This is a genomic window from Pseudomonas sp. G1002, from assembly GCF_013385455.1.
Lineage (GTDB): Bacteria > Pseudomonadota > Gammaproteobacteria > Pseudomonadales > Pseudomonadaceae > Aquipseudomonas.
In genome coordinates, this window is the sequence record NZ_JACAPY010000036.1 from 245,317 (window position 1) to 267,865 (window position 22,549).

17 protein-coding genes are annotated in these 22,549 nt (G+C 61.6%); 9 read left to right on the top strand and 8 right to left on the bottom strand.

The window, feature by feature from the left end:
- Positions 1 to 29 precede the first annotated feature (29 nt).
- The 4 genes from xdhA to guaD all read left to right on the top strand — a co-directional run bounded on the left by xdhA (position 30) and on the right by guaD (position 6,147).
- Positions 30 to 1,478 carry a xanthine dehydrogenase small subunit gene (xdhA, locus tag HX801_RS24680; protein WP_102368369.1) on the top strand — a complete coding sequence of 483 codons (1,449 nt, stop codon included), beginning with the start codon at positions 30 to 32 and terminating at the stop codon, positions 1,476 to 1,478.
- Positions 1,471 to 3,870, top strand: coding sequence for a xanthine dehydrogenase molybdopterin binding subunit (xdhB, locus tag HX801_RS24685; protein ID WP_003219089.1), 2,400 nt, complete (start codon positions 1,471 to 1,473; stop codon positions 3,868 to 3,870). The genes xdhA and xdhB overlap by 8 nt, the downstream gene beginning before the upstream one ends.
- 122 nt (positions 3,871 to 3,992) lie before the next feature.
- A complete protein-coding gene (gene xdhC / locus HX801_RS24690) occupies positions 3,993 to 4,835 on the top strand; it encodes a xanthine dehydrogenase accessory protein XdhC (RefSeq protein WP_177022910.1) in 843 nt (280 codons plus the stop codon).
- A gap of 7 nt (positions 4,836 to 4,842) precedes the next feature.
- Positions 4,843 to 6,147: a guanine deaminase gene (gene guaD / locus HX801_RS24695; protein WP_003219093.1), complete on the top strand. Its 1,305-nt coding sequence runs from the start codon at positions 4,843 to 4,845 to the stop codon at positions 6,145 to 6,147.
- 138 nt (positions 6,148 to 6,285) lie between these two features.
- On the opposite strand, the gene HX801_RS24700 is transcribed toward guaD, so the two are convergent.
- On the bottom strand, positions 6,286 to 7,050 hold the full coding sequence (locus HX801_RS24700) for a GntR family transcriptional regulator (RefSeq protein ID WP_003219095.1): 765 nt from the start codon (positions 7,048 to 7,050) through the stop codon (positions 6,286 to 6,288).
- A 328-nt stretch (positions 7,051 to 7,378) separates the two neighbouring features.
- Between HX801_RS24700 and HX801_RS24705 the strand changes: the two genes are divergently transcribed.
- A complete protein-coding gene (locus HX801_RS24705; protein WP_008437554.1) occupies positions 7,379 to 8,569 on the top strand; it encodes a benzoate/H(+) symporter BenE family transporter in 1,191 nt (396 codons plus the stop codon).
- Between the two features lie 54 nt (positions 8,570 to 8,623).
- On the opposite strand, the gene HX801_RS24710 is transcribed toward HX801_RS24705, so the two are convergent.
- Complete coding sequence (locus HX801_RS24710; protein ID WP_003219101.1) at positions 8,624 to 8,968, bottom strand: YggL family protein; 345 nt, start codon at positions 8,966 to 8,968, stop codon at positions 8,624 to 8,626.
- Positions 8,969 to 9,204: 236 nt separating this feature from the next.
- Between HX801_RS24710 and dacB the strand changes: the two genes are divergently transcribed.
- On the top strand, positions 9,205 to 10,665 hold the full coding sequence (gene dacB / locus HX801_RS24715) for a D-alanyl-D-alanine carboxypeptidase/D-alanyl-D-alanine-endopeptidase (RefSeq protein WP_177022911.1): 1,461 nt from the start codon (positions 9,205 to 9,207) through the stop codon (positions 10,663 to 10,665).
- A 136-nt stretch (positions 10,666 to 10,801) separates the two neighbouring features.
- Here dacB and HX801_RS24720 read toward each other — a convergent pair whose 3' ends face one another.
- Both HX801_RS24720 and rlmKL read right to left on the bottom strand, forming a co-directional pair.
- A complete protein-coding gene (locus tag HX801_RS24720) occupies positions 10,802 to 13,201 on the bottom strand; it encodes a diguanylate cyclase (RefSeq protein ID WP_177022912.1) in 2,400 nt (799 codons plus the stop codon).
- Positions 13,202 to 13,342: 141 nt separating this feature from the next.
- Positions 13,343 to 15,607 carry a bifunctional 23S rRNA (guanine(2069)-N(7))-methyltransferase RlmK/23S rRNA (guanine(2445)-N(2))-methyltransferase RlmL gene (gene rlmKL, locus HX801_RS24725; protein ID WP_003219107.1) on the bottom strand — a complete coding sequence of 755 codons (2,265 nt, stop codon included), beginning with the start codon at positions 15,605 to 15,607 and terminating at the stop codon, positions 13,343 to 13,345.
- Positions 15,608 to 16,138: 531 nt separating this feature from the next.
- Between rlmKL and rmf the strand changes: the two genes are divergently transcribed.
- Complete coding sequence (rmf, locus tag HX801_RS24730) at positions 16,139 to 16,354, top strand: ribosome modulation factor (protein ID WP_002553055.1); 216 nt, start codon at positions 16,139 to 16,141, stop codon at positions 16,352 to 16,354.
- A 120-nt stretch (positions 16,355 to 16,474) separates the two neighbouring features.
- Here the strand turns inward: rmf and HX801_RS24735 are convergent, their stop codons facing one another.
- The 4 genes from HX801_RS24735 to sctC form a co-directional block, all read right to left on the bottom strand.
- Positions 16,475 to 17,500 carry a quinone-dependent dihydroorotate dehydrogenase gene (locus tag HX801_RS24735; RefSeq protein ID WP_003219118.1) on the bottom strand — a complete coding sequence of 342 codons (1,026 nt, stop codon included), beginning with the start codon at positions 17,498 to 17,500 and terminating at the stop codon, positions 16,475 to 16,477.
- Between the two features lie 86 nt (positions 17,501 to 17,586).
- Positions 17,587 to 18,054 (bottom strand): transglycosylase SLT domain-containing protein, encoded by a 468-nt coding sequence (locus HX801_RS24740; protein ID WP_008437547.1) that lies wholly within the window; start codon positions 18,052 to 18,054, stop codon positions 17,587 to 17,589.
- The gene (locus HX801_RS24745) at positions 18,051 to 18,428 is read right to left on the bottom strand and encodes a winged helix-turn-helix domain-containing protein (protein WP_008437545.1); all 378 of its coding nucleotides are present in this window, start codon (positions 18,426 to 18,428) and stop codon (positions 18,051 to 18,053) included. The genes HX801_RS24740 and HX801_RS24745 overlap by 4 nt, the downstream gene beginning before the upstream one ends.
- Before the next feature lie 174 nt (positions 18,429 to 18,602).
- Positions 18,603 to 20,066: a type III secretion system outer membrane ring subunit SctC gene (sctC, locus tag HX801_RS24750; protein ID WP_177022913.1), complete on the bottom strand. Its 1,464-nt coding sequence runs from the start codon at positions 20,064 to 20,066 to the stop codon at positions 18,603 to 18,605.
- 236 nt (positions 20,067 to 20,302) lie between these two features.
- Here sctC and HX801_RS24755 point away from each other — a divergent pair, with 236 nt between their 5' ends.
- On the top strand, positions 20,303 to 21,502 hold the full coding sequence (locus tag HX801_RS24755; RefSeq protein WP_003219123.1) for a CmpA/NrtA family ABC transporter substrate-binding protein: 1,200 nt from the start codon (positions 20,303 to 20,305) through the stop codon (positions 21,500 to 21,502).
- Positions 21,503 to 21,514: 12 nt separating this feature from the next.
- Positions 21,515 to 22,090, top strand: coding sequence for an ANTAR domain-containing response regulator (locus HX801_RS24760; protein ID WP_003219125.1), 576 nt, complete (start codon positions 21,515 to 21,517; stop codon positions 22,088 to 22,090).
- The last annotated feature ends 459 nt before the right edge of the window (positions 22,091 to 22,549 follow it).

The following is a 22,549-nucleotide window of genomic DNA, read 5'->3' on the forward strand; positions in this document are numbered from 1 at the left end:
ACAACAATAATGAGTCTGCGAGGCCTTCCGTGATCCAGTTTTTACTAAACCAGGAGCTCCGTAGCGAGCACGCCCTGGACCCGAACCTGACTGTGCTCAACTATTTGCGTGAGCACCTGGGCAAATCCGGCACCAAGGAAGGCTGCGCCAGCGGCGACTGTGGCGCCTGCACCGTGGTAGTCGGCGAGTTGCACACCGACGATCAGGGCGCCGAGCAGATTCGCTATCGCAGCCTCAATTCGTGCCTGACGTTTGTCTCGTCCCTGCATGGCAAACAACTGATCAGCGTCGAAGACCTCAAGCACCAGGGCCAACTCCACAGCGTGCAACAGGCCATGGTGGAGTGCCACGGTTCGCAATGCGGCTTCTGCACCCCGGGCTTTGTGATGTCGCTGTTCGCCCTGCAAAAGAACAGTGATGCACCCGACAGCCAAAAGGCCCACGAAGCCCTGGCCGGCAACCTCTGCCGCTGCACCGGCTATCGCCCGATTCTTGCGGCCGCCGAACAGGCCTGCTGCAACAAGCCCCAGGACCAGTTCGACAGTCGCCAGGCCGACACCATCGCGCGCCTGAAAGCCATCGCCCCGACGCAAACCGGCGAGTTGAACAGCGGCGACAAACGCTGCCTGGTGCCGCTGACCGTCGCCGACCTGGCGGACCTTTACGACGCTTACCCACAAGCCCGGCTGTTGGCCGGCGGCACCGACCTCGCGCTGGAAGTCACCCAGTTCCACCGCACGCTGCCGGTGATGATCTACGTCGGCAATATCGAAGAGATGAAGCGCATCGAAAGCTTCGACGACCGCCTGGAAATCGGCGCTGCCACTCCCCTGTCCGATTGCTACAGCGCGCTCAACCACGAATACCCGGATTTCGGCGAATTGCTCCACCGTTTCGCCTCGTTGCAGATCCGCAACCAGGGCACCCTGGGCGGCAATATCGGCAACGCCTCGCCCATCGGTGATTCGCCGCCACTGCTGATCGCCCTCGGCGCGCAGATCGTGCTGTGCAAGGGCAACACCCGCCGTACCCTGGCGCTGGAAGACTATTTCATCGACTACCGCGTCACTGCCCGCCAGGACAGCGAATTCATCGAGAAAATCATTGTGCCCAAAGGCGTGCCGCTGTTCCGTGCCTACAAGGTTTCCAAGCGCCTGGACGATGACATCTCTGCCGTCTGCGCGGCCTTCAACCTGAAGATCACTAACGGTGTGATCGACGATGCCCGCGTGGCGTTCGGCGGCATGGCCGCCACCCCGAAACGCGCGAAGAACTGCGAAGCCGTACTGAACGGCGCCACCTGGAATTCCGCCACCGTGGAAAAAGCCTGCGCGGCCCTGGCCGAGGATTTCACTCCGCTGTCGGACTTCCGCGCCAGCAAGGAATACCGCCTGCTCAGCGCACAGAACCTGCTGCGCAAATACTTCATCGAACTGCAAACGCCGCACATCGAGACTCGGGTGACCGCTTATGTCTAACCATCACGCCGTGGAAAAATCCCAGGCCGAACTCGCCGAATTGTTTGCCAAGGACCTGACCAGCGGCGTCGGTCGCAGCGTCAAGCACGACAGCGCCGCCAAGCATGTCTCGGGCGAAGCGCAGTACATCGATGACCGCCTGGAATTTCCCAACCAGTTGCACCTCTACGCACGCATGTCGGACCGCGCCCACGCGAAGATCCTCAGCATCGACACCGCGCCCTGCTACGCCTTTGAAGGCGTGCGCATCGTCATCACCCACGAAGACGTGCCGGGTCTGAAAGACATCGGCCCGTTGATGCCCGGCGACCCGTTGCTGGCCATCGACACCGTGCAGTTCGTCGGCCAGGTGGTGCTGGCCGTCGCCGCCCGCGACCTGGAAACCGCACGCAAGGCGGCGATGGCCGCTGTGATCGAATACGAAGACCTGGAGCCGGTGCTGGACGTGGTCGAGGCGTTTCGCAAAAAACATTTCGTGCTCGACAGCCACACCCACCAGCGCGGTGATTCGGCGGGCGCACTGGCGACCGCGAAGAACCGTATCCAGGGCACCCTGCACATCGGCGGCCAGGAACACTTCTACCTGGAAACCCAGATCTCCTCGGTGATGCCCACCGAAGACGGCGGCATGATCGTCTACTGCTCCACGCAAAACCCCACCGAAGTACAGAAGCTGGTGGCCGAAGTACTCGACGTATCGATGAACAAAATCGTGGTCGACATGCGCCGCATGGGCGGTGGTTTTGGCGGCAAGGAAACCCAGGCCGCCAGCCCGGCATGCCTGTGTGCGGTGGTCGCACGCCTCACCGGCCAGCCGACCAAAATGCGCCTGCCGCGTGTCGAAGACATGCTGATGACCGGCAAGCGCCACCCGTTCTATATCGAGTACGACGTAGGCTTCGACGACAGTGGCCGGCTGCACGGCATCAACCTGGACCTGGCGGGCAACTGCGGTTGCTCACCGGACCTGTCGAACTCGATTGTCGACCGCGCAATGTTCCACTCCGACAACTCGTATTACCTGGGCGACGCCACCGTCAACGGCCACCGCTGCAAGACCAACACCGCCTCCAACACCGCTTACCGCGGCTTCGGCGGCCCCCAAGGCATGGTCGCCATCGAGGAAGTGATGGACGCGATTGCCCGGCACCTGGCCCTCGACCCGCTGGCCGTGCGCAAGGCCAACTACTACGGCAAGACCGAGCGCAACGTCACCCACTACTACCAGACCGTCGAGCACAACATGCTCGAAGAGATGACCGCCGAACTCGAACAAAGCAGCCAGTATTTCGAGCGCCGCGAAGCGATCCGTCGCTATAACGCCAACAGCCCGATCCTGAAAAAAGGCCTGGCACTCACACCGGTAAAGTTCGGCATTTCCTTCACCGCCAGTTTCCTCAACCAGGCCGGTGCGCTGATCCATATCTACACCGACGGCAGCATCCACCTGAACCACGGTGGCACCGAGATGGGCCAGGGGTTGAACATCAAGGTCGCGCAGGTGGTGGCCGAGATTTTCCAGGTGGAAATCGACCGCGTGCAGATCACCGCCACCAACACCGACAAGGTGCCCAACACCTCGCCGACGGCGGCTTCCAGCGGCGCTGACCTGAACGGCAAGGCCGCACAGAATGCTGCCGAAACCATCAAGCAGCGCCTGGTGGAGTTTGCCGCGCGCAAATATGAAGTCAGCGAGGCCGATGTTGAATTCCACAACGGGCATGTGCGGGTCCGCGATCACATCCTGACCTTTGAAGCGCTGATCCAGCAGGCGTATTTCGCCCAGGTGTCGCTCTCCAGCACGGGCTTCTACAAGACCCCGAAAATCTTCTACGACCGCAGCCAGGCACGTGGGCGGCCGTTCTACTACTTTGCGTTCGGCGCGGCCTGTTGCGAGGTGATCGTCGACACGCTGACCGGCGAGTACAAGATGCTGCGCACCGACATCCTGCATGACGTGGGCGCCTCGCTGAACCCGGCCATCGACATCGGCCAGGTCGAAGGCGGCTTCATCCAGGGCATGGGTTGGCTGACCATGGAAGAGCTTGTGTGGAATAACAAGGGCAAGCTGATGACCAACGGCCCGGCCAGCTACAAGATCCCGGCGGTGGCCGACATGCCGCTGGACCTGCGGGTAAAGCTGGTGGAAAACCGCAAGAACCCGGAAGACACGGTGTTCCATTCCAAGGCCGTGGGTGAGCCGCCGTTCATGCTCGGTATTGCCTCGTGGTGTGCGATCAAGGACGCCGTGGCGAGCCTGGGTGACTATCGCCATCAGCCGAAGATCGATGCACCGGCGACGCCGGAGCGGGTGTTGTGGGGCTGTGAGCAGATGCGCCAACTGACCGCTGCAAAAGCTGTGGAAACGGAAACCGAGCTGGCTTCGCTCTAGACCGAGGCGCTGCCTTCGCGAGCAAGCCCGCTCCCACATTTTGATTTGTGAACACATTCAAATGTGGGAGCGGGCTTGCTCGCGAAGGCGGTCGAACTGACAACAGAGATGTTGAGGTAAACATGAACAACTGGATCAGCGCCCTCGCCGACCTGCAGAACCAGGGCGAACCCTGCGTGCTGGTGACCATCATCGAAGAGCTCGGCTCCACGCCGCGCAATGCCGGCTCGAAGATGGTCATCAGCGCCGCCCACACCTTCGACACCATCGGTGGCGGGCACCTGGAATACAAGGCGATGCAGATCGCCCGGGACATGCTTGTGCGCGGCCAGCAAAACACCCACCTGGAGCGCTTCAGCCTCGGCGCCAGCCTGGGCCAGTGCTGCGGCGGCGTGACGGTGCTGTTGTTCGAACCCATGGGCCAGGTGCAGGCGCAGATCGCGGTGTTCGGCGCCGGCCACGTGGGCCGCGCGCTGGTGCCGTTGCTGGCCAGCCTGCCGTGCCGGGTGCGCTGGATCGATTCCCGGGAACAGGAATTCCCGGAACACATCCCCCAAGGCGTGCGTAAAATCGTCAGCGAAGAGCCGGTGGATGACATCGACCACTTGCCTGTGGGCAGTTACTGCATCGTCATGACCCACAACCACGCGCTGGACCTGGAGCTGACCGCCGCCCTGCTCAAGCGCAATGACTTTACCTACTTCGGCCTGATCGGCTCGAAGACCAAACGCGTCAAGTTTGAACACCGCCTGCGGGATCGCGGTTTCGACACCGCGCAACTGCAACGCATGCATTGCCCGATGGGGCTGACCGAGGTCAAAGGCAAACTGCCTGTGGAAATCGCCATCTCCATCGCCGGCGAAATCATCGCCACCTATAACGCCAACTTCGGCCAGCACACTGCGAGCGCCGAACCCATTGCCAAACTGCTGCCGGTATCCCGCCGCAGCCAAGCGACTAACTGAGACGACCATGCCTTTGACACGCAAAGCCTACCGTGCCGCCATTTTGCACAGCATCGCCGACCCTGCCGAAGTGGGGATCGAAGCCTCCTACGAATATTTCGAGGACGGCCTGCTGGTGATCGACAACGGCCAGATCAGTGCCCTTGGCCACGCCAGCGACTTGCTCGCCAGCCTGCCCGCCGACATCGAAGTCACCCATTACCAGGACGCGCTGATCACCCCCGGCCTGATCGACACCCACATCCACCTGCCGCAGACCGGCATGGTCGGTGCCTATGGCGAGCAGTTGCTGGACTGGCTCAACACCTACACCTTCCCGTGTGAAAGCCAGTTCGCCGACAAGGCCCACGCCGAAGAAGTCGCGGATATTTTCATCAAGGAACTGCTGCGCAACGGCACCACCACCGCGCTGGTATTTGGCAGCGTGCACCCGCAGTCAGTGAACTCGTTTTTTGAAGCGGCCGAGAAGCTCGACCTGCGGATGATCGCCGGCAAGGTAATGATGGACCGCAACGCGCCGGACTATTTGACCGACACCGCCGAATCCGGCTACGCGGAGAGCAAGGCGCTGATCGAGCGCTGGCACGGCAAGGGCCGTTTGCACTACGCGGTGACGCCACGTTTCGCACCGACCAGTACACCTGAACAACTGACCCTCGCCGGGCAGCTGCTGGGGGAATACCCGGACCTCTACATGCAGACTCACATCAGTGAAAACCTGCAGGAAGTGGAATGGGTGAAAGAACTGTTCCCGGAGCGCAAGGGCTACCTGGACGTGTACGACCATTACAAACTGCTGGGTGAACGCTCGGTGTTCGCCCACGGTGTGCACCTGTGCGACGACGAATGCGCACGGTTGGCAGAAGCCGGTTCGGCAGTCGCGTTCTGCCCGACATCGAACTTCTTCCTGGGCAGCGGTTTGTTCAACCTGCCGATGGCCGAGAAGCACAAGCTGAATGTCGGCCTGGGTACGGACGTCGGCGGTGGCACCAGCTTCTCGCTGCTGCAAACCCTGAACGAAGCGTACAAGGTGATGCAACTGCAAGGGGCGCGCTTGAGTCCGTTCAAGTCGTTGTACCTGGCGACCCTGGGTGGTGCGCGGGCGCTGCGTCTGGAAGACAAGATTGGCACGCTGCAACCCGGCACTGACGCGGACTTCCTGGTACTGGATTACAACGCCACCCCGCTGCTCAGCTATCGCCTGAAGCAGGCCAATAACATCGCCGAGACGTTGTTTGTGTTGATGACACTGGGGGATGACCGGGCGGTGTTGCAGACGTATGCGGCGGGGCAATTGGTGCACCAACGCTGATTTAACAGGTACAACAAAACAAATGTGGGAGCGGGCTTGCTCGCGAAGGCGGTGTGTCAGTCGCTGGATGTGCTGACTGATCCACCGCCTTCGCGAGCAAGCCCGCTCCCACATTTAGTTAGTGGCGAGCCTGGAAAATTACAGTTTTACAGACGAGCGCCCCGGCTTCTTTGTCTGCAACAGATGCGAGAACACTGCATGCAGATCGTCAGAAGCGCTTTCCTCATCGAGGTTGAGCTTGCTGTCGATGTGATCCATGTGATGCATCATCAGGTTCACCGCCAAATCCGCATCCCGCGCTTCGATCGCGTCGATCAACTGCGTGTGCTCATCGTAGGAACAGTGCGAGCGGTTGCCGCTTTCGTACTGGGCGATGATCAACGAGGTCTGGGACACCAGACTGCGCTGGAAACTGATCAGCGGGGCATTCTTCGCCGCCTCGGCCAGCTTCAGGTGGAACTCGCCGGAAAGCCGGATGCCCGCGCCGCGATCGCCCCGGGAGAAGCTGTCGCGCTCGTCGTTGACCATCTGCCGCAGCTCGGCCAGTTGCTCGGCCGTGGCATGCTGCACCGCCAATTCAGTGATCGCACGCTCCACCAGGCGCCGGGCGAGGAATACCTGGCGGGCTTCCTCGACGCTCGGGCTGGCCACTACCGCACCACGATTGGGCCGCAGCAGTACCACGCCTTCATGGGCCAGGCGCGACAGCGCGCGGCGAATGATGGTGCGGCTGACGCCGAAGATTTCGCCCAGCGCTTCTTCACTCAATTTGGTACCGGGCGCCAGGCGTTGTTCGAGGATCGCCTCGAAGATATGCGCGTAGACGATATCGTCCTGGGTTCCACTGCGACCGGCCTTACCGGCTCGCGGTTGTTTCTTGAGGGGCTGCAACTGTTCGTTCATGGGCACTCGGGTCGGGAGAACGGCGGCGAATTGACGTTGACTGTAATACGGCACAGAGGGTCGCTGGCAAGTATCGCGTAAAATCAGCGCACATTGTACACAACCCAGTGCGCCAACACACTGTACGGCTGTTTGCGGCGCCGGCTGTATTGCAATGAATCGTTACGTTTGAGTTTAGGCTTGATTCCGCACTTTCTCCTTTGTAGGAGCGAGCTTGCTCGCGAAAAACGTATAAGCACCGCATTCAGTCAGGATGCCAGCGTCATCGTTAACGACCTTCGCGAGCAAGCTCGCTCCTACAGACAGCCCGGTAAAAGGAACACCGCCCATGTCCGACGTCCCCCAAGCGCGATTACGCCCACTGGCCGACACTTCGCCTTCGGCCATCGTCGCCGGTTTCATTGCCATGATGACCGGCTACACCAGCTCTCTGGTGCTGATGTTTCAGGCTGGCCAGGCTGCGGGCCTGACCACCGCGCAAATTTCCTCGTGGATCTGGGCGATTTCCATCGGCATGGCGGTGTGCAGCATTGGCCTGTCCTTGCGCTACCGCACGCCGATCACCATTGCCTGGTCCACACCGGGCGCGGCGCTGTTGATCACCAGCCTGGGCGGCGTCAGCTACGGCGAGGCCATCGGCGCCTACATCACCTGCGCGGTGCTGGTGACGATCTGCGGGCTCACCGGCAGCTTCGAAAAACTCGTCAAGCGCATCCCCGCGTCCCTGGCGGCCGCCTTGCTGGCGGGGATTCTGTTCAAGATCGGCAGCGAGATTTTCGTCGCCGCGCAGCACCGTACCGGGCTGGTACTGGGGATGTTCTTCACTTACCTGGTCATCAAGCGCCTGTCGCCGCGTTATGCCGTGCTCGCGGCACTGCTGATCGGCACGGCACTGTCCGGGCTGATGGGGCTGCTGGATTTCAGTGGCTTTCACCTGGAAGTGGCAACGCCGGTGTGGACCACGCCGCACTTCTCCCTGGCCGCGACCATCAGCATCGGCATCCCGCTGTTCGTGGTGGCCATGACCTCGCAGAACATGCCGGGTGTAGCGGTGCTGCGGGCCGACGGCTATAACGTACCGGCGTCGCCATTGATTACTACCACCGGCCTGGCCTCGCTGGTGCTGGCGCCGTTTGGCTCCCATGGCATCAACCTGGCAGCCATCAGCGCGGCGATCTGCACCGGCCCTCATGCCCATGAGGATCGCAACAAGCGCTACACCGCCGCGGTCTGGTGCGGGATTTTCTACGGGATCGCCGGGGTGTTTGGCGCGACATTGGCCGCGTTGTTCGCCGCCCTGCCCAAGGAACTGGTGCTGTCGATTGCGGCACTGGCGTTGTTTGGCTCGATCATCAATGGCCTGAGCATCGCCATGAATGAACCCAGGGAACGGGAAGCTGCGTTGATCACCTTCATGGTCACAGCGTCGGGGTTGACGTTGTTTTCCATCGGTTCGGCGTTCTGGGGAATTGTCGCGGGGGTGTTGACGCTGGTGATTCTGAACTGGCGCAAGGCCTGATTCTTTAGACCCAGTAACGAAAAAGCGACCCGGGCGGGTCGCTTTTTCATGACATCAGACTGCCGGGTTAATCGGCTTTTCTGGGTGCCAAGCGTCCAGCAGGGCGCTGACTTCAACGCGGGTCAGCTCTGGACGAGCCTTCAGCCACGCTTCAACAGCGGCACGCTGTTCTTCGTTGACCGAACCACGGGTGGCTTTGCAAACCAGACCGAAGTCATCACCGCCGACGTAGTCCAGGCCGTTGCCGTCCATCGCTTCAGTGAGGAATGCTTCGAGGAAAGCGTCAACCGCTTCATCGTCCAAACCTTCTTTGAAGTCCAGGTTCAGTTCGAAACCCAGCTCTTGAAATTCATCAACGCACAGTTTTTTGCGCAGACGCCGGGAACGGTTAGTCGCCATTGGAACAATCCTCTTAAGTAATAACGGGCGGCACTTTAGCAGTTTAAGCAGGCCTTTGCCCGATTCTCTGGGACAGGCGGCAGAGTGCCAGTAAAAAAAACCGCCAATTGCAGCTATCGTTCAGCCACAAGTGCGACAGCCTTGGGGCATAATGCCGACACTTTCATGACCATTGAGGGATTTTTCGTACATACCCCTCACCTTTTTACCCCCTCAGCAGTAGGGTTTTAATTCTTATGATCAAATCTTTGCGTCCACTGTTACTCGCCAGTTTTCTTCTGCCCCTGGCCTTTTCCGTTACCGCCGCCCCGATCAACACTTCCCTGCCGCCCAAGGTCCAGGAAGCCCTCCAGAAAGCCAAGCTGCAAAACAATGCCCTGTCCCTGGTGATGATTCCCCTCAATGGCCCGGGCACACCTACCGTGTTCAACGCCGACGTGTCGGTCAACCCGGCCTCGACCATGAAGCTGGTCACCACCTACGCGGCCCTGGAAATGCTCGGTCCCAACCATCAGTGGAAAACCGAGTTCTACACCGACGGCACCCTGAGCGGCGGGATCCTGAACGGCAACCTGTACCTCAAGGGCGGCGGCGACCCCAAGCTGAACATGGAAAAACTCTGGCTGCTGATGCGCGACCTGCGGGCCAATGGCGTGCAGCAAGTGACCGGCGACCTGGTGCTGGACCGTGGCTTCTTCATCCCGCCGCAACTGCCGGAGTTCAATGACGACGGTAACGACGAGAACAAGCCGTTCCTGGTCAAGCCCGATGCCTTGATGGTCAACCTCAAGGCGCTGCGCTTCGTCACCCGCAATGATTCGGGCAAGGTGCTGGTCTCGGTCGAGCCGCCGATTGCGAGCATCCGCATCGACAACCAGGTCAAGGTCTCCAACGCCAAGCAATGCACCGGCGATGTGCGCTACAGCCCGATGACCGCCGCCGACGGCAGCGTCACCGTGACCGTCAGCGGCCAGTTGGCGGACGGCTGCAGTTCGCAGACGTATCTGTCGTTGCTGGACCACGCCACCTACACCGCCGGCGCCGTTCGGGCGATCTGGAAGGAACTGGGCGGCAGCATCCAGGGCCGCGACATCCAGGCGCCGGTACCGAAGAACGCCAAAGTGCTGGCTCGTGCGTTCTCGCCGGACCTGGCGGAGATCATCCGCGACATCAACAAATACAGTAACAACACCATGGCCCAGCAGTTGTTCCTGAGCCTGGGTGCGCAGTACCGCACCGATGCCGACGGCGACGACGCCAAGGCCGCCCAGCGCGTGGTGCGCCAGTGGCTGGCGAAAAAAGGCATCACCGCGCCGCACCTGGTGATGGAGAACGGCTCCGGCCTGTCCCGTGCTGAACGGGTCAGCGCCCGCGAAATGGCGACCATGCTGCAAGCGGCGTGGAGAAGCCCGTACGCGGCGGAGTACATCAGTTCGCTGCCGATTGCCGGCACCGACGGCACCATGCGTAAACGCCTGAAGACCACGGCCATGCGCGGCGAAGCCCACGTCAAGACCGGCACCCTGAACACCGTGCGCGCGATTGCCGGGTTCAGCCGCGACAACAATGGCAATACCTGGGCTGTGGTGGCGATTCTCAACGATCCGAAACCGTGGGGCGCGTCCTCGGTACTGGACCAGGTGCTGCTGGACCTGTATCGCCAGCCGAAACTGGCGGCGGCGGCCCCGGGCCTCTAACAGCAGCAAATATCAAATGTGGGAGCTGGCTTGCCTGCGATGCAGACGCCTCGGTCTATCAGGAATACCGAGGTGATGCTATCGCAGGCAAGCCAGCTCCCACATTGATCTCTAATAGCTTGAATGGCCGTGCACTTCAGGCAAGCACCCGCTCTGCCTCAACCCTGTCCCTGCCCGCCTGCTTGGCGGCATAGACACCCGAATCCGCCCGCAGCAACAAGCTGTCGACGCCCTCCTCGACCCGCCAACTGGCGACCCCGAAGCTCGCCGTCACCGTGCCGACACCTTCCATCGGCTCACCGCGCAACGCCTGCCACAACTCCAGGGCAACATTGAACGCCTGGCTGCCGTCGGTATTGGCGCACAGCACCACAAACTCCTCGCCGCCCAGCCGGCAAAACACATCCGTGCGTCGTAACCGCTGGCTGATGCGCCGGCATAACTCCTTGAGCACTTCATCACCCACCGCGTGACCATGCTGGTCGTTGATGCGCTTGAAGTGATCGATGTCGAACATGATCACCGACAACGCCCCCGAGGCACGCTTGACCCGGATCATCTCGGCCTTCAGCCGGTCCTGGAAGTAGCGTCGGTTATGAATGCCGGTCAGGGAATCGGTAATCGACAGCGCCCGCAGCTCTTCCTCGACCCGCTTGAGATCGGAAATATCCGACACATAGCCATGCCATAACGTACCACCACCGGCCAGCTCTTCCGGCGTCGCCTCACCGCGAACCCAGCGCAGCCCCCGATGGGGCAACTGCACCCGGTATTCTTCACGCCAATGGCTCAGTTGCAGGGTGGACAGGCGAATGGACTCCCGTACCCGCTCGACATCCAGCGGATGAATCCGCTCGAAGACCTTTCGCGCATCCTGCTGCAACACCCCAGGCTCGATTTCGTAGATGTCGCGGATGCCATCGCTGGCATAAATGAACCGCGAGACATTATTCGGTTCCAGGATGAACTGGAAAATACCGCCGGGCACATGGGCGCTGAGTTTCTTCAGCAGGCGGTCCCGCGCGGCCAGTGCCTCATAGGCGCGCTTCTGCTCGGTGATATCCAGGCAGATCGCCAGGTGTCCGACCCACAGGCCATGCTCGTCCAGCAGAACAGTGGCGAGCATGTTCACCGTCAGTTGGCTGCCGTCCTTGCGTACCAGCGTCCACTCGCGGGCCTCATGCACTGCATCGGCGCTGTCCACCAGCATCGCCTGGGCTGGCGCGATGCGCTTGCCGAGGATTGCGCTCAATTGCGCGGCACGGGCTTCCAGCTCGGGGGCCAGGTGCAGGCTTTCGAGGGTCAGGTGGCCCAGTACCTCTTGTGCTTCAAAGCCCAGCATCTGCTCGGCGCCGGCGTTGAAGGTGGTGATCACACCGCGCAAGTCCGTCGCGATGATCGCCACCTGGGTGGCCGCATTGAGCACGCTGCGCAGTTGGCCGTGGGTGCCTCGCAGTTCCTGTTCCCGCTGACGCAATTGGGCGGTGCGCTGCTCCACCAGCTTCAATGCGCGCTGGCGCTGGCTGACCACCACGTAGAGCAACGCACTGAGCAGCACACTCAGCAGGCTGCCCATGACCAGGATACTGACCAGCGACGAGTGACTGCCCTGCTGGAACACCTGGCTGGGGCGCAGGCTCAAGGCGTAGACGTGGTCGCCGAGCGTCAGCCGGCGTGCTGCCACCAGGTCACTGTCTGCCACGGGGTTGCTGGATTCGTACAACACCCGTTGCTCTGCATCGGAGGTGTCGACAATCTGCATCACCAGGTTGTCCCGTGCGGCCTTGGGCAAGCCATCGGCCACCAGCTGGCGCATGCTGATCACCGCCATGACGTAGCCGTAAGGTTCACTGTTGGGCACTTGTGTCGTCGGTGCCCGGCTGACCGGTGCCACCAGCAATACACCCATGGCATAGGCCGGCTCCACACCCACCAGTTGCATGGGCTGGGACACCGCCATCTTCCCTGACTGTTGCGCACGCTCCACCGTCGAGCGCCGCAGTGGCTGGGCCAACAGGTCAAAACCCAGCGGCGAGCCGAGAATGCTCTGGGTCTGGCTGTACAACACCGGCACATACTCATCGCGATCAGTCGCCGGGGTCAGTTCGCCCGCCGCATTCAATTCACGAATGGAGAAATTCGCACCGCGCTCCGCCGTGATTGCCTGCTCGAACGCACCGCGCTGGTCACGCAAAACCCGGGGTGCCCAGGCATAGGCGCGGGTACGCAACAGCAAGGGCTGCGCGAACCCTTCGAACTCTTTGCGCGAGACTGTATTTGAATTGACGAAGAACCGCCGCAGGCTGCCCAGGCGTTGTTCCTGGTCCTCGAAACGCTCCTGGAGACGGCTGTAGCGCTCGTTGACCAGCAGTTGAAAGCGCTGGCGCATCTGCTGCTGGTAAAGCTCTGACGCGGCCCAGGCGACGACAATCGTCAGCGCGATACCGGCCAGCAACACCACCACCGCCACCAGCCACGCCGACACCTGCTCACTGATAAAGCCTAGGATTTTCGGGCGGACGGCATGCAGCGGCATAGACAAGACTCGGAACGCCAGCGTGCGGGTGCGTCACTTTGGCCAGGTCCTAAGTTATAGCCACAGGACTTGCGTTTGACCAGCGCAAAAAAAAGCCGCAAGGCCGGAATGATCCGGGCCTGCGGCTTCAGAACGCAGTGATCAGCGCGCGGTGATTTTCCACGCCCGATGGATCTTGGCGTTACGCGCAAAATCCGGGTCGATGGTCTTGTCGCTGATCTCTTCGACGGCATACCGCTCGACGAGGTTGTCTTCCAGCTGGAACTTGCGGAAGTTGTTCGAGAAGTACAACACGCCGCCCGGTGCCAGGCGCGCCATGGCCAGGTCCAGCAACTGCACGTGGTCGCGTTGCACGTCGAAGATGCCTTCCATGCGCTTGGAGTTGGAGAAGGTCGGCGGGTCGATGAAGATCATGTCGAACTCATCGCGGCTGGCTTCCAGCCAGGCCATCACGTCGCCCTGCTCCAGGCGGTTCTTGTCGGAGAAACCGTTGAGGGAGAAGTTGCGGCGCGCCCAGTCCAGGTAGGTCTTCGACAGGTCGACGCTGGTGGTGCTGCGCGCGCCACCCTTGGCGGCGTGCACACTGGCGGTGGCGGTGTAGCAATACAGGTTGAGGAAGCGTTTGCCGGCCGCCTCTTTCTGGATGCGCATGCGCATTGGACGGTGGTCGAGGAACAGGCCGGTGTCCAGGTAATCGGTCAGGTTGACCAGCAACTTGACGCCGCCTTCGCTGACCTCGGTGAACTTGCCCTGGGCGCTCTGGCGCTCGTACTGCTTGGTGCCGCTCTGGCGTTCGCGACGCTTGACCACCACACGGTTCTTGTCGATGCCCAGCGCCTGGGGAATGGCCGCCAGGGCATCGAACATGCGTGCCGAAGCTTTTTCCGGGTCAATCGACTTCGGCGCCACGTATTCCTGGACGTGGACCCAGTCGTGGTACAGGTCGATGGCCATGGAGTATTCCGGCATGTCGGCATCGTACACACGGTAGCAATCGACGCCTTCGCGCTTGGCCCACTTGCCCAGCAGTTTCAGGTTCTTTTGCAGGCGGTTGGCAAACATCTGCCCGCCTTCGCTCAAGCGCGCCTGCTCGACCACTGGGGCCGGGGCGGGTTTGATCGGATTCCCGTTCTTGTTGTACTGGCGCTCTTGTGGCTCGGTCGGCGCCTGGTCGTAGGCCGCTTGCTCGCGCTCGGCCTGGCGTTGTTCCGGGGTGCGACGCTCGCCGGTGACGAACTGATCCGGGGTGACCTTGATCAGCAGCAATTTGCACGGCAAGGCGCCGTTCCAGAACGAATACTGTTTGTGGCTGCGGATGCCCATGCGCTTGCCCAGGTCCGGAGCACCGGTGAACACCGCCGCTTCCCAGCCCAGGCACGCCTGGCGCAGACGCTCGCCGAGGTTCTGATAGAGGTACAACAGGCTGGCTTCATCACCCAGACGCTCGCCATACGGCGGGTTGCAGATCACCAGGCCTTTCTGGTTCTGGTCCGGACGCGGCTCGAAGGTACCGACTTCGCCCTGGTAGATCTTGATCCAGTGGCTAAGGCCTGCGCGTTCGATGTTGTTACGGGCGGGCTGGATCAGGCGAGGATCCGCCTCGTAACCACGAATCCACAGCGGTGGCTTGGCCATGCCGATGGCGGCACGTTCGCTGGCCTCTGTGTGAAGTTTTTTCCACAGCGCCGGAACGTGGCCAAGCCAGGCGGTGAAACCCCACAGCTCACGGTTCAGGTTGGGCGCCATGTCGGCGGCGATCATCGCGCCTTCCACCAGGAAGGTACCGACGCCGCACATCGGGTCCGTCAGCGCGCCGCCTTCGGCAGCGATGCGCGGCCAGCCGGAGCGAATCAGGATCGCCGCCGCCAGGTTCTCTTTCAACGGTGCCGCGCCCTGCTGCAGGCGGTAGCCGCGCTGGTGCAGGCTGTGGCCGGACAAATCAAGGGAAAGGATCGCTTCGCCACGGTCCAGGCGCAGGTGGATGCGCAGGTCCGGGTTGATCTTGTCGATGGATGGACGTTCGCCGGTCGGGGTGCGCAGCTTGTCGACAATCGCATCCTTGACCTTCAGCGCGCCGAAGTGGGTGTTGTCGATGCCCGAGCCATGGCCGCTGAATTCAACGGCCAGGGTGCCGTCGGCGAGCATGTGGTCTTCCCACTCGATGTCCAGCACCCCGTGGTACAGGTCTTCGGCGTCCTTCATCGGGAAGCGCTTGAGCACCAGCAACACGCGGTTGGCCAGGCGCGACCAGAGGCACAGGCGGTAGGCGGTCTCCATGTCGGCCATGCCGCGCACGGCCGAGGTGTGCTCGCGGGCTTCCTCAAGGCCAAGCCCCACGGCTTCCTCGATCAGCAGGCCTTCGAGGCCCTTGGGGCAGGTGAGGAAGAGTTCAAAACGGTCCGACATGGGGCATTCCAGGCTTTTCAGCAATAAGTGAACGGGCGACGCATCGCGCGTTCGGTTTTCAATCAAGCGCTTTTCTTGAAGAGCGCTCGTGTGGCACGAATGTGCCGTTCCACCCCGGCTACCGGCCTTTCGGGCCTTTATCGACGGGGCAGTTCAAGTATTTGAAGCAACAAAAAGAAACATTCCGACCCTTCGTCGAATAATAACCGACTGCAACAGGCGGACATTCTCACTAAAGGATTAAACCCATCCTCTTTGAAGGGCACATCATAGCTGGGTTTGCCCAATAAAAGGGGCGAAAAGCCATCCCAGCTTATGGCTATAGCATCGTTATCGTTACGTGCTTATGACAAAACGATCATTGAATCCATGTGACCTATTGGTTAGAACTCAACACAGGTTGGTGTCGTAACGACGCCGACACATAGCTCGCCACGCCGGCAGCGAGCGCACCAACGGCAGAAAAACTCTGCCCGGCCTCGGACGAGGCCGAAGGATATCAAGACAGTCAACAAGTGAGGGAAACACCCTATGAGAAGACTTAAGCGTGATCCGTTGGAAAGAGCATTTTTACGCGGATATCAATATGGCGTTCATGGCAAATCCCGTGAGCTTTGCCCATTTACTCTACCGTCGGTACGCCAAGCCTGGATCAACGGCTGGCGAGAAGGACGCGGCGACAACTGGGACGGTATGACTGGCACTGCGGGAATCCACAGACTCAACGAACTTCACGCCGTCGGCTAATCAAGGGCATTTAATTCCGACACCAGCACGAATACGCAACCACTTAACCACGCACGCCCCATCCGGGCGGCGGGCTTCGGCCCAGGGGCTCCTTCAAGGAGCCCTTTTTATTGCCTGTTGTCAGCCGCGCGGCAATGCCGCAATCGCATCCACCGCCTGGCGAATCAACGCCGGGCCCTTGTAGATAAAGCCGGAATACAACTGCACCAGGCTCGCGCCGGCGGCGATTTTTTCGGCCGCGTGCTTGCCCTCGGTGATGCCACCCACGGCAATGATCGGCAAGCGCCCTGCCAACTCGGCCGCCAGCACCTTGACGATGTGGGTGCTCTGGTCGCGTACCGGCGCACCGGACAGGCCGCCCGCTTCGTCACCATACGCCAGGCCTTCGACACCGACGCGGCTCAGGGTGGTGTTGGTGGCGATCACCGCATCCATGCCCGAATCCACCAGGGCCTGGGCCACCAGTACGGTCTCTTCGTCGTTCATGTCCGGGGCAATCTTGATTGCCAGGGGCACACGCTTGCCGTGGCGCACAGCCAAATCTTCCTGGCGCTGACGCAAGGCTTCGAGCAGTTGCTTGAGGGAGTCGCCAAACTGCAGGCTGCGCAGGCCCGGGGTGTTAGGCGAGCTGACGTTGACCGTGACGTAGCTGGCGTGGGCGTAGACCTTGTCCAGGCAAATCAGATAGTCATCCACCGCACGCTCCACCGGCGTGTCGAAGTTCTTGCCGATATTGATCCCGAGGATACCGGTGTACTTCGCCGCCTGAACCCGTGACAGCAGGTTATCCACACCCAGGTTGTTGAAGCCCATGCGATTGATGATCGCCTCGGCTTCCGGCAGGCGGAAGATCCGCGGCTTCGGGTTGCCCGGCTGCGGCCGTGGGGTCACGGTGCCGATTTCGACAAAGCCAAAACCCAGCTGCGCAAAACCGTCGATGGCCGCGCCGTTTTTGTCCAAACCCGCAGCCAGGCCTACCGGGTTGGGGAAATCGAGCCCCATCACCGACACCGGCATTTTCGCCGGGGCCTTGCACACCAGGCCATTGAGCCCCAGGCGGCCACCGGCACCGATCAAGTCCAGGGACAGATCGTGGGAAGTTTCCGGAGAGAGTTTGAACAACAGCTGGCGGGCCAGGGTATACATGGGCGGGCTTGACTCGGATGGCGGCGAAAGGTGGCGGCGATTATAGCCGGGGTGACGGGCTGCATGCGAGGCGTGCCGTCCAATCGTCAGTTACGGTGCGTCATCAGTTCCTCATAGCGGACCCAGATTTTTTGCGCATAGCGAAGACGCAGGGCCTCACGCTGAGGCCCGGGCCCGCCGCCCACATTGTAGGAACCGATCGCTGTCCAGTTGTAGCCGAACTGTTTGACGAAGTCGGCAAGGATCGACGCCCCCACCTCCACCGACAGGCAAGGCTCATCCAGCAAGCGCTGCTCGGTAATGCCCTCCTTGAGCAGGCGCGGCAGGTGAATGCTGTTGATCTGCATCAGCCCGATATCACGGGTGCCGTTGTTGTTGGCGTAATTCATGGCCTTGGCGCGGTAGCCCGACTCCACCGCGGCGATGGCCTGCAACAATTCCGGCTCCATGCCGTATCGGCTGGCAGCCTCGGCCCAGCAATACGCCCGGGCTTCATTGCCGAAGCCGAGCGTGAGCATCAGCAGCAGCGCCCCCTTGCATCGGGCGCTGCTCATGCCTGCCCCCGACCGCAGGTGGAACAGACAGCGCCCACCGTCAGGCTGGTCACCCTGACCGCACAGGTCACCCGGTACCCCTTGCCGTATACCGTCTTGATCAGGCCCTTGCCGCCCTTCAAATATTTGCGCAGCGAACAGATGCAACGGGTCAGGGACTCTTCCGTGGCCTCGTTATGGGGCCATGCCTGTTCCAGCAAGTGGTCCTTGGTCACCAGCACTCCGGCCGAGGACAGCAACAGGCGCAACACCTGCCACTCCTTGGGCGGGAGTTGAATATCCGAGTCTTCACTGGTCAATCTACCGTCGCCGTGCAACGTCCAGCGCTCAAAGACCATGGGGGTAGCCAGTACCCCATCGTTCACCACGGCCATTCGTACCTCCGCACCCAACTCACCTTCATTTCCAACACTGGTTTCCTGAAGGTCGCGACTATAAAAAGCCCACTCGCTGTATAGGAGAGGAAAAAACCCCATAGGCACTGATTTTTTCAGACTGGGCACGTAGGACCTTTCGGCGATGCCCGCCCAGGGGCGCCACCAACGTTCTTATCCTTCGGTCACCCGGTTAAATGCCCGCTTCACCTGCTCATGCTGGGAGCGCGTCAACGGCGGCGCCTGCCCCGGCTCGGCAGCGGTATGCAGCACATTTGCGACCGCCGTCGCCTGAATCACAAACAATCGCACACTGTTGGCCATGGGCCCGTTGTAGCGTCCGAGCAAGGCTGTGCCGGTATCGCGCTGAAAATTCCCCACCAGCAATCGCCTGCCCGGAGCCACACGCACCACCGTGTTGATCCCCATCCGCTCCACCCCCGCCGAGGGTTTGTCGCGACTGGCAGCCTTGCCCATCTGGCGGCCATCCTCGACGGTGAGCAGCATCTCGATTTCATTCGCCTCGGCAAAGCGCGGCAGAACACTGACCTGCGTACCAAAGACCACCGGTTGCCATTCGTCGTGGTCTTCACCCGGCCGGGGCAGATAGAACGTCTGGTTGTCGTTGAAAACCGCGGGCACATTCTCCTGGGTGAGAATCACCGGCAACGTCGTTACCCTCGCTCGCCTGCGCAACTCCAAGGTGGTGATCCGCTTCATGAATGCTTCGTCCTCGATGGGTGCCATGACCCGGGTCGCTGAAGGCTTGTCCGCCCCCTTGTGCATGGTCGCGCCGATCTTCTTGAGCTCATCGCGGTCCACATCCACCAGCCACATCGAAACCTCCACCGCGCGCTTCGGTACGTCCAGTTCTGCCACCAGACCTTCGATAAAGCTCACCTGCGCGGGCTTGCCCTTGATCAGCAGGCTGTTGGTGTCCGGGTACGCCAGCACCGAGATATTCTTGTCGGCCAGTAATCCGGGTTGCCGCGGGGACGCACTCTCCTGCTCGACGGCCAGCAGTTTTTCGATCATGGATGCCATGCCCGGCACCGTGACGGTTCTGTCGCCCATGTTGTACTCGCGGTCTGCAACGTGGGTGTTGAGCACCTGCACCACCCCGATCCGCTGCGGCCCCAGGCGCAGTTCCGCACGCTGGCGGTCCATCAGTTGGGCCAGGCGCAGCACATGGTCGACATAGTTCGGCGGCCCGGACACGTAGAACACCCGCGCCCCACTCGCACGCAGCGGGTAGCGCGCCTCTTCGAGCCCCGAACGGCGCATGAACCCACGCAGGAGGTCGACCGAGATATGCCGCAGGGTCACTACCGAGCTTTTCGCCTCGTCGGCGTCATAGAGGTAAAGCACCTGGCCATCGGTGTACCAGATCAGGCCTTGCTGCTGGGCGACCGACTCCAGCAGCGGTTGGGGCGAGTCGAAATCGAACGCCCCGCTGATGCGCTTGCGAGCTGCCGCCTGACTGACAACGATCGGCTGCCCCAGCGGCAGGGACAACGCGGTAAAAAAAGTGTGCAGGCTTTCATCACGGGCCTGGTAGGAGCCCCCGAACGCGCCGGGGCTGCCCAGCAGCACCAGGCCGAAAAACAGCGTCGAGAAACGGTGAAGGTGGCTGAACATGCCTGCATGGCCCGGGCTGAAAGAGCGGCCATACTGCGAGGCAGGCCGATTTCAATCCTGATGGAAAGCTGACGCCCAGCCCATCCTGTGCGCATCGTGGCATGTGCCTTGCTTTGCCTTGTCTATCGCAGCTCGCGCCAACGGCGGAACGGGCTCAAGGACACAGACGTCGTTACCCCGGGCTCTTCTTCTGAGTACCCGACGGAACGGCGTTTTTTTATGAAAGGTACGTATTGATGAGTGATCCCCTGGCTTGGGTCAACGGCAGCGATGCCCCGGAAAAGAGCAGCCTCAACCTGGGTTTCATGGCCCTGAGCGATTGCGCCTCGGTGGTGGTCGCCGCCACCCAGGGCTTCGCCCAGCCCTATGGCCTGACCTTGAATCTCAGGCGCCAGTCATCATGGGCCAGCCTGCGGGACAACCTGGTCAGCGGCGAACTGGACGCCGCCCACAGCCTGTACGGCCTGATCTACGCCGTGCACCTGGGCATCGGCGGCGTGGCACCCACCGATATGGCGGTGCTGATGGGCCTGAACCAGAACGGCCAGAGCATCAACCTGTCCCGTGGCCTGCAACAGCTGGGGGTGACCAGTCCTGAGGCACTGGACCGCCACGTGCACCAAAGCCGAACAAAACTCACCTTCGCCCAGACCTTTCCCACAGGTACCCACGCCATGTGGTTGTATTACTGGCTGGCCAGCCAGGGCATTCATCCCCTGCAGGATGTGGACAGTGTGGTGGTGCCGCCGCCGCAGATGGTTGCGCACCTGCAAGCCGGGCGCATCGACGGCTTTTGTGTGGGCGAGCCCTGGTGCGCCAGTGCGGTGAAGCAGAACCAGGGCTTTACCCTGGCCACCACCCAGGCACTGTGGCCGGACCATCCGGAAAAAGTCCTCGGCTGCACCCAGGCATTTGTCGAGCAATACCCCAATACCGCCCGGGTACTGGTGATGGCGATCCTGCAGGCCAGCCGTTTTATCGAACAGAGCACGGAAAACCGCCGCTCCACTGCACAGTTGCTGAGCGCCCCGCAGTACCTCGACGCCCCGCTCGATTGCATCGAACCGCGCCTGCTCGGCGACTACGATGACGGCCTCGGCAACCACTGGCAGGATCCCCACGCGCTGCGTTTTTATGGCGACGGCGAGGTGAACCTGCCCTACCTGTCTGATGGCATGTGGTTCATGACCCAGTTCCGCCGCTGGGGCCTGCTGCGGGAGGACCCGGACTACCTCGGCGTTGCCCGGCGTGTGCAACAACTGGACATCTATCGCCAGGCGGCCAGCGCCGTGGGCGTGCCTGCCGGTGGCGAGGCCATGCGCAGCAGCCAGTTGATCGACGGAAAAATCTGGGACGGTTCGGACCCGGCCGGGTATGCCCGCAGCTTTCGCCTGCATGCCATGGCAGATGTTGCCAGCCGCCAGGCCTTGCGCTGACAGGAGGAACCCATGCTACGAATCCTGTTGATCAATGACACACCGCGCAAGGTCGGGCGGCTCAAGGCTGCGTTGACCGAGGCCGGGTTTGAGGTGATCGATGAATCGGGGTTGACGATCGACTTGCCGGCGCGGGTCGAAGCGGTGCGCCCGGACGTGATTTTGATCGATACCGAGTCGCCGGGACGCGATGTGATGGAGCAGGTGGTGCTGGTGAGTCGCGACCAGCCACGGCCGATTGTGATGTTTACCGATGAGCATGATCCGGGGGTGATGCGTCAGGCGATCAAGTCCGGGGTGAGTGCCTACATTGTCGAGGGGATTCAGGCGCAGCGGTTGCAGCCGATTCTGGATGTGGCGATGGCGCGGTTCGAGAGTGACCAGGCGCTGCGCGCGCAGTTGCAGGCGCGGGATCAGCAGTTGGCCGAACGCAAGCGGATCGAAACGGCCAAGGGGTTGTTGATGAAAATGAAGGGGTGTAATGAGGAAGAGGCCTACACGCTGATGCGGCGTCAGGCGATGAGTCGGCAGCAGAAGCTGATTCAGGTGGCGGAGCAGATTATTGCGATGAGTGAGTTGTTGGGGTGAGAGGGGGGTCGGGGTGTATATCCGTTATTTAGGTAACGGCCGCTATTGGTTCCGCCCTTACGGCGGCTCACTTTTGAACAGCCGGGCTACAGCCCGGCTTGAGTGTTGTGAAGCAAAATCAAAATCTAAAGCGGGCACGGTTCAAATGTGGGAGCTGGCTTGCCCGCGATAGCATCAACTGGAAGTACCTGATGTACCGAGTTGTCTGCATCGCAGGCAAGCCAGCTCCCACAGAAAAGCAGAGCCACCCCGCCCGTAGCAGCTGTCGAGCGCCAGCGAGGCTGCGTGCTTTTGATCTGGCTTTTGATTTTGATCTGCGGGCCCCGTCAACCACGATGGCCGCAAGTAGGCACGGTGGAGCGGGTAAATCGGCAAGGATGCCGATTTAGCCGCGCCGGGCCATGGATGGCCCGTCGCGGCGGCCCGCGGAACCGGGCCGGAGTGCGGGCATGCCGAGCC

Coding starts and splice junctions, on each gene's coding strand:
- xdhB (WP_003219089.1), top strand. CDS start 1,471: ATGTCTAACCATCACGCCGTGGAAAAATCCCAGGCCGAACTCGCCGAA.
- xdhC (WP_177022910.1), top strand. CDS start 3,993: ATGAACAACTGGATCAGCGCCCTCGCCGACCTGCAGAACCAGGGCGAA.
- guaD (WP_003219093.1), top strand. CDS start 4,843: ATGCCTTTGACACGCAAAGCCTACCGTGCCGCCATTTTGCACAGCATC.
- HX801_RS24700 (WP_003219095.1), bottom strand. CDS start 7,050: ATGAACGAACAGTTGCAGCCCCTCAAGAAACAACCGCGAGCCGGTAAG.
- HX801_RS24705 (WP_008437554.1), top strand. CDS start 7,379: ATGTCCGACGTCCCCCAAGCGCGATTACGCCCACTGGCCGACACTTCG.
- HX801_RS24710 (WP_003219101.1), bottom strand. CDS start 8,968: ATGGCGACTAACCGTTCCCGGCGTCTGCGCAAAAAACTGTGCGTTGAT.
- dacB (WP_177022911.1), top strand. CDS start 9,205: ATGATCAAATCTTTGCGTCCACTGTTACTCGCCAGTTTTCTTCTGCCC.
- HX801_RS24720 (WP_177022912.1), bottom strand. CDS start 13,201: ATGCCGCTGCATGCCGTCCGCCCGAAAATCCTAGGCTTTATCAGTGAG.
- rlmKL (WP_003219107.1), bottom strand. CDS start 15,607: ATGTCGGACCGTTTTGAACTCTTCCTCACCTGCCCCAAGGGCCTCGAA.
- rmf (WP_002553055.1), top strand. CDS start 16,139: ATGAGAAGACTTAAGCGTGATCCGTTGGAAAGAGCATTTTTACGCGGA.
- HX801_RS24735 (WP_003219118.1), bottom strand. CDS start 17,500: ATGTATACCCTGGCCCGCCAGCTGTTGTTCAAACTCTCTCCGGAAACT.
- HX801_RS24740 (WP_008437547.1), bottom strand. CDS start 18,054: ATGAGCAGCGCCCGATGCAAGGGGGCGCTGCTGCTGATGCTCACGCTC.
- HX801_RS24745 (WP_008437545.1), bottom strand. CDS start 18,428: ATGGCCGTGGTGAACGATGGGGTACTGGCTACCCCCATGGTCTTTGAG.
- sctC (WP_177022913.1), bottom strand. CDS start 20,066: ATGTTCAGCCACCTTCACCGTTTCTCGACGCTGTTTTTCGGCCTGGTG.
- HX801_RS24755 (WP_003219123.1), top strand. CDS start 20,303: ATGAGTGATCCCCTGGCTTGGGTCAACGGCAGCGATGCCCCGGAAAAG.
- HX801_RS24760 (WP_003219125.1), top strand. CDS start 21,515: ATGCTACGAATCCTGTTGATCAATGACACACCGCGCAAGGTCGGGCGG.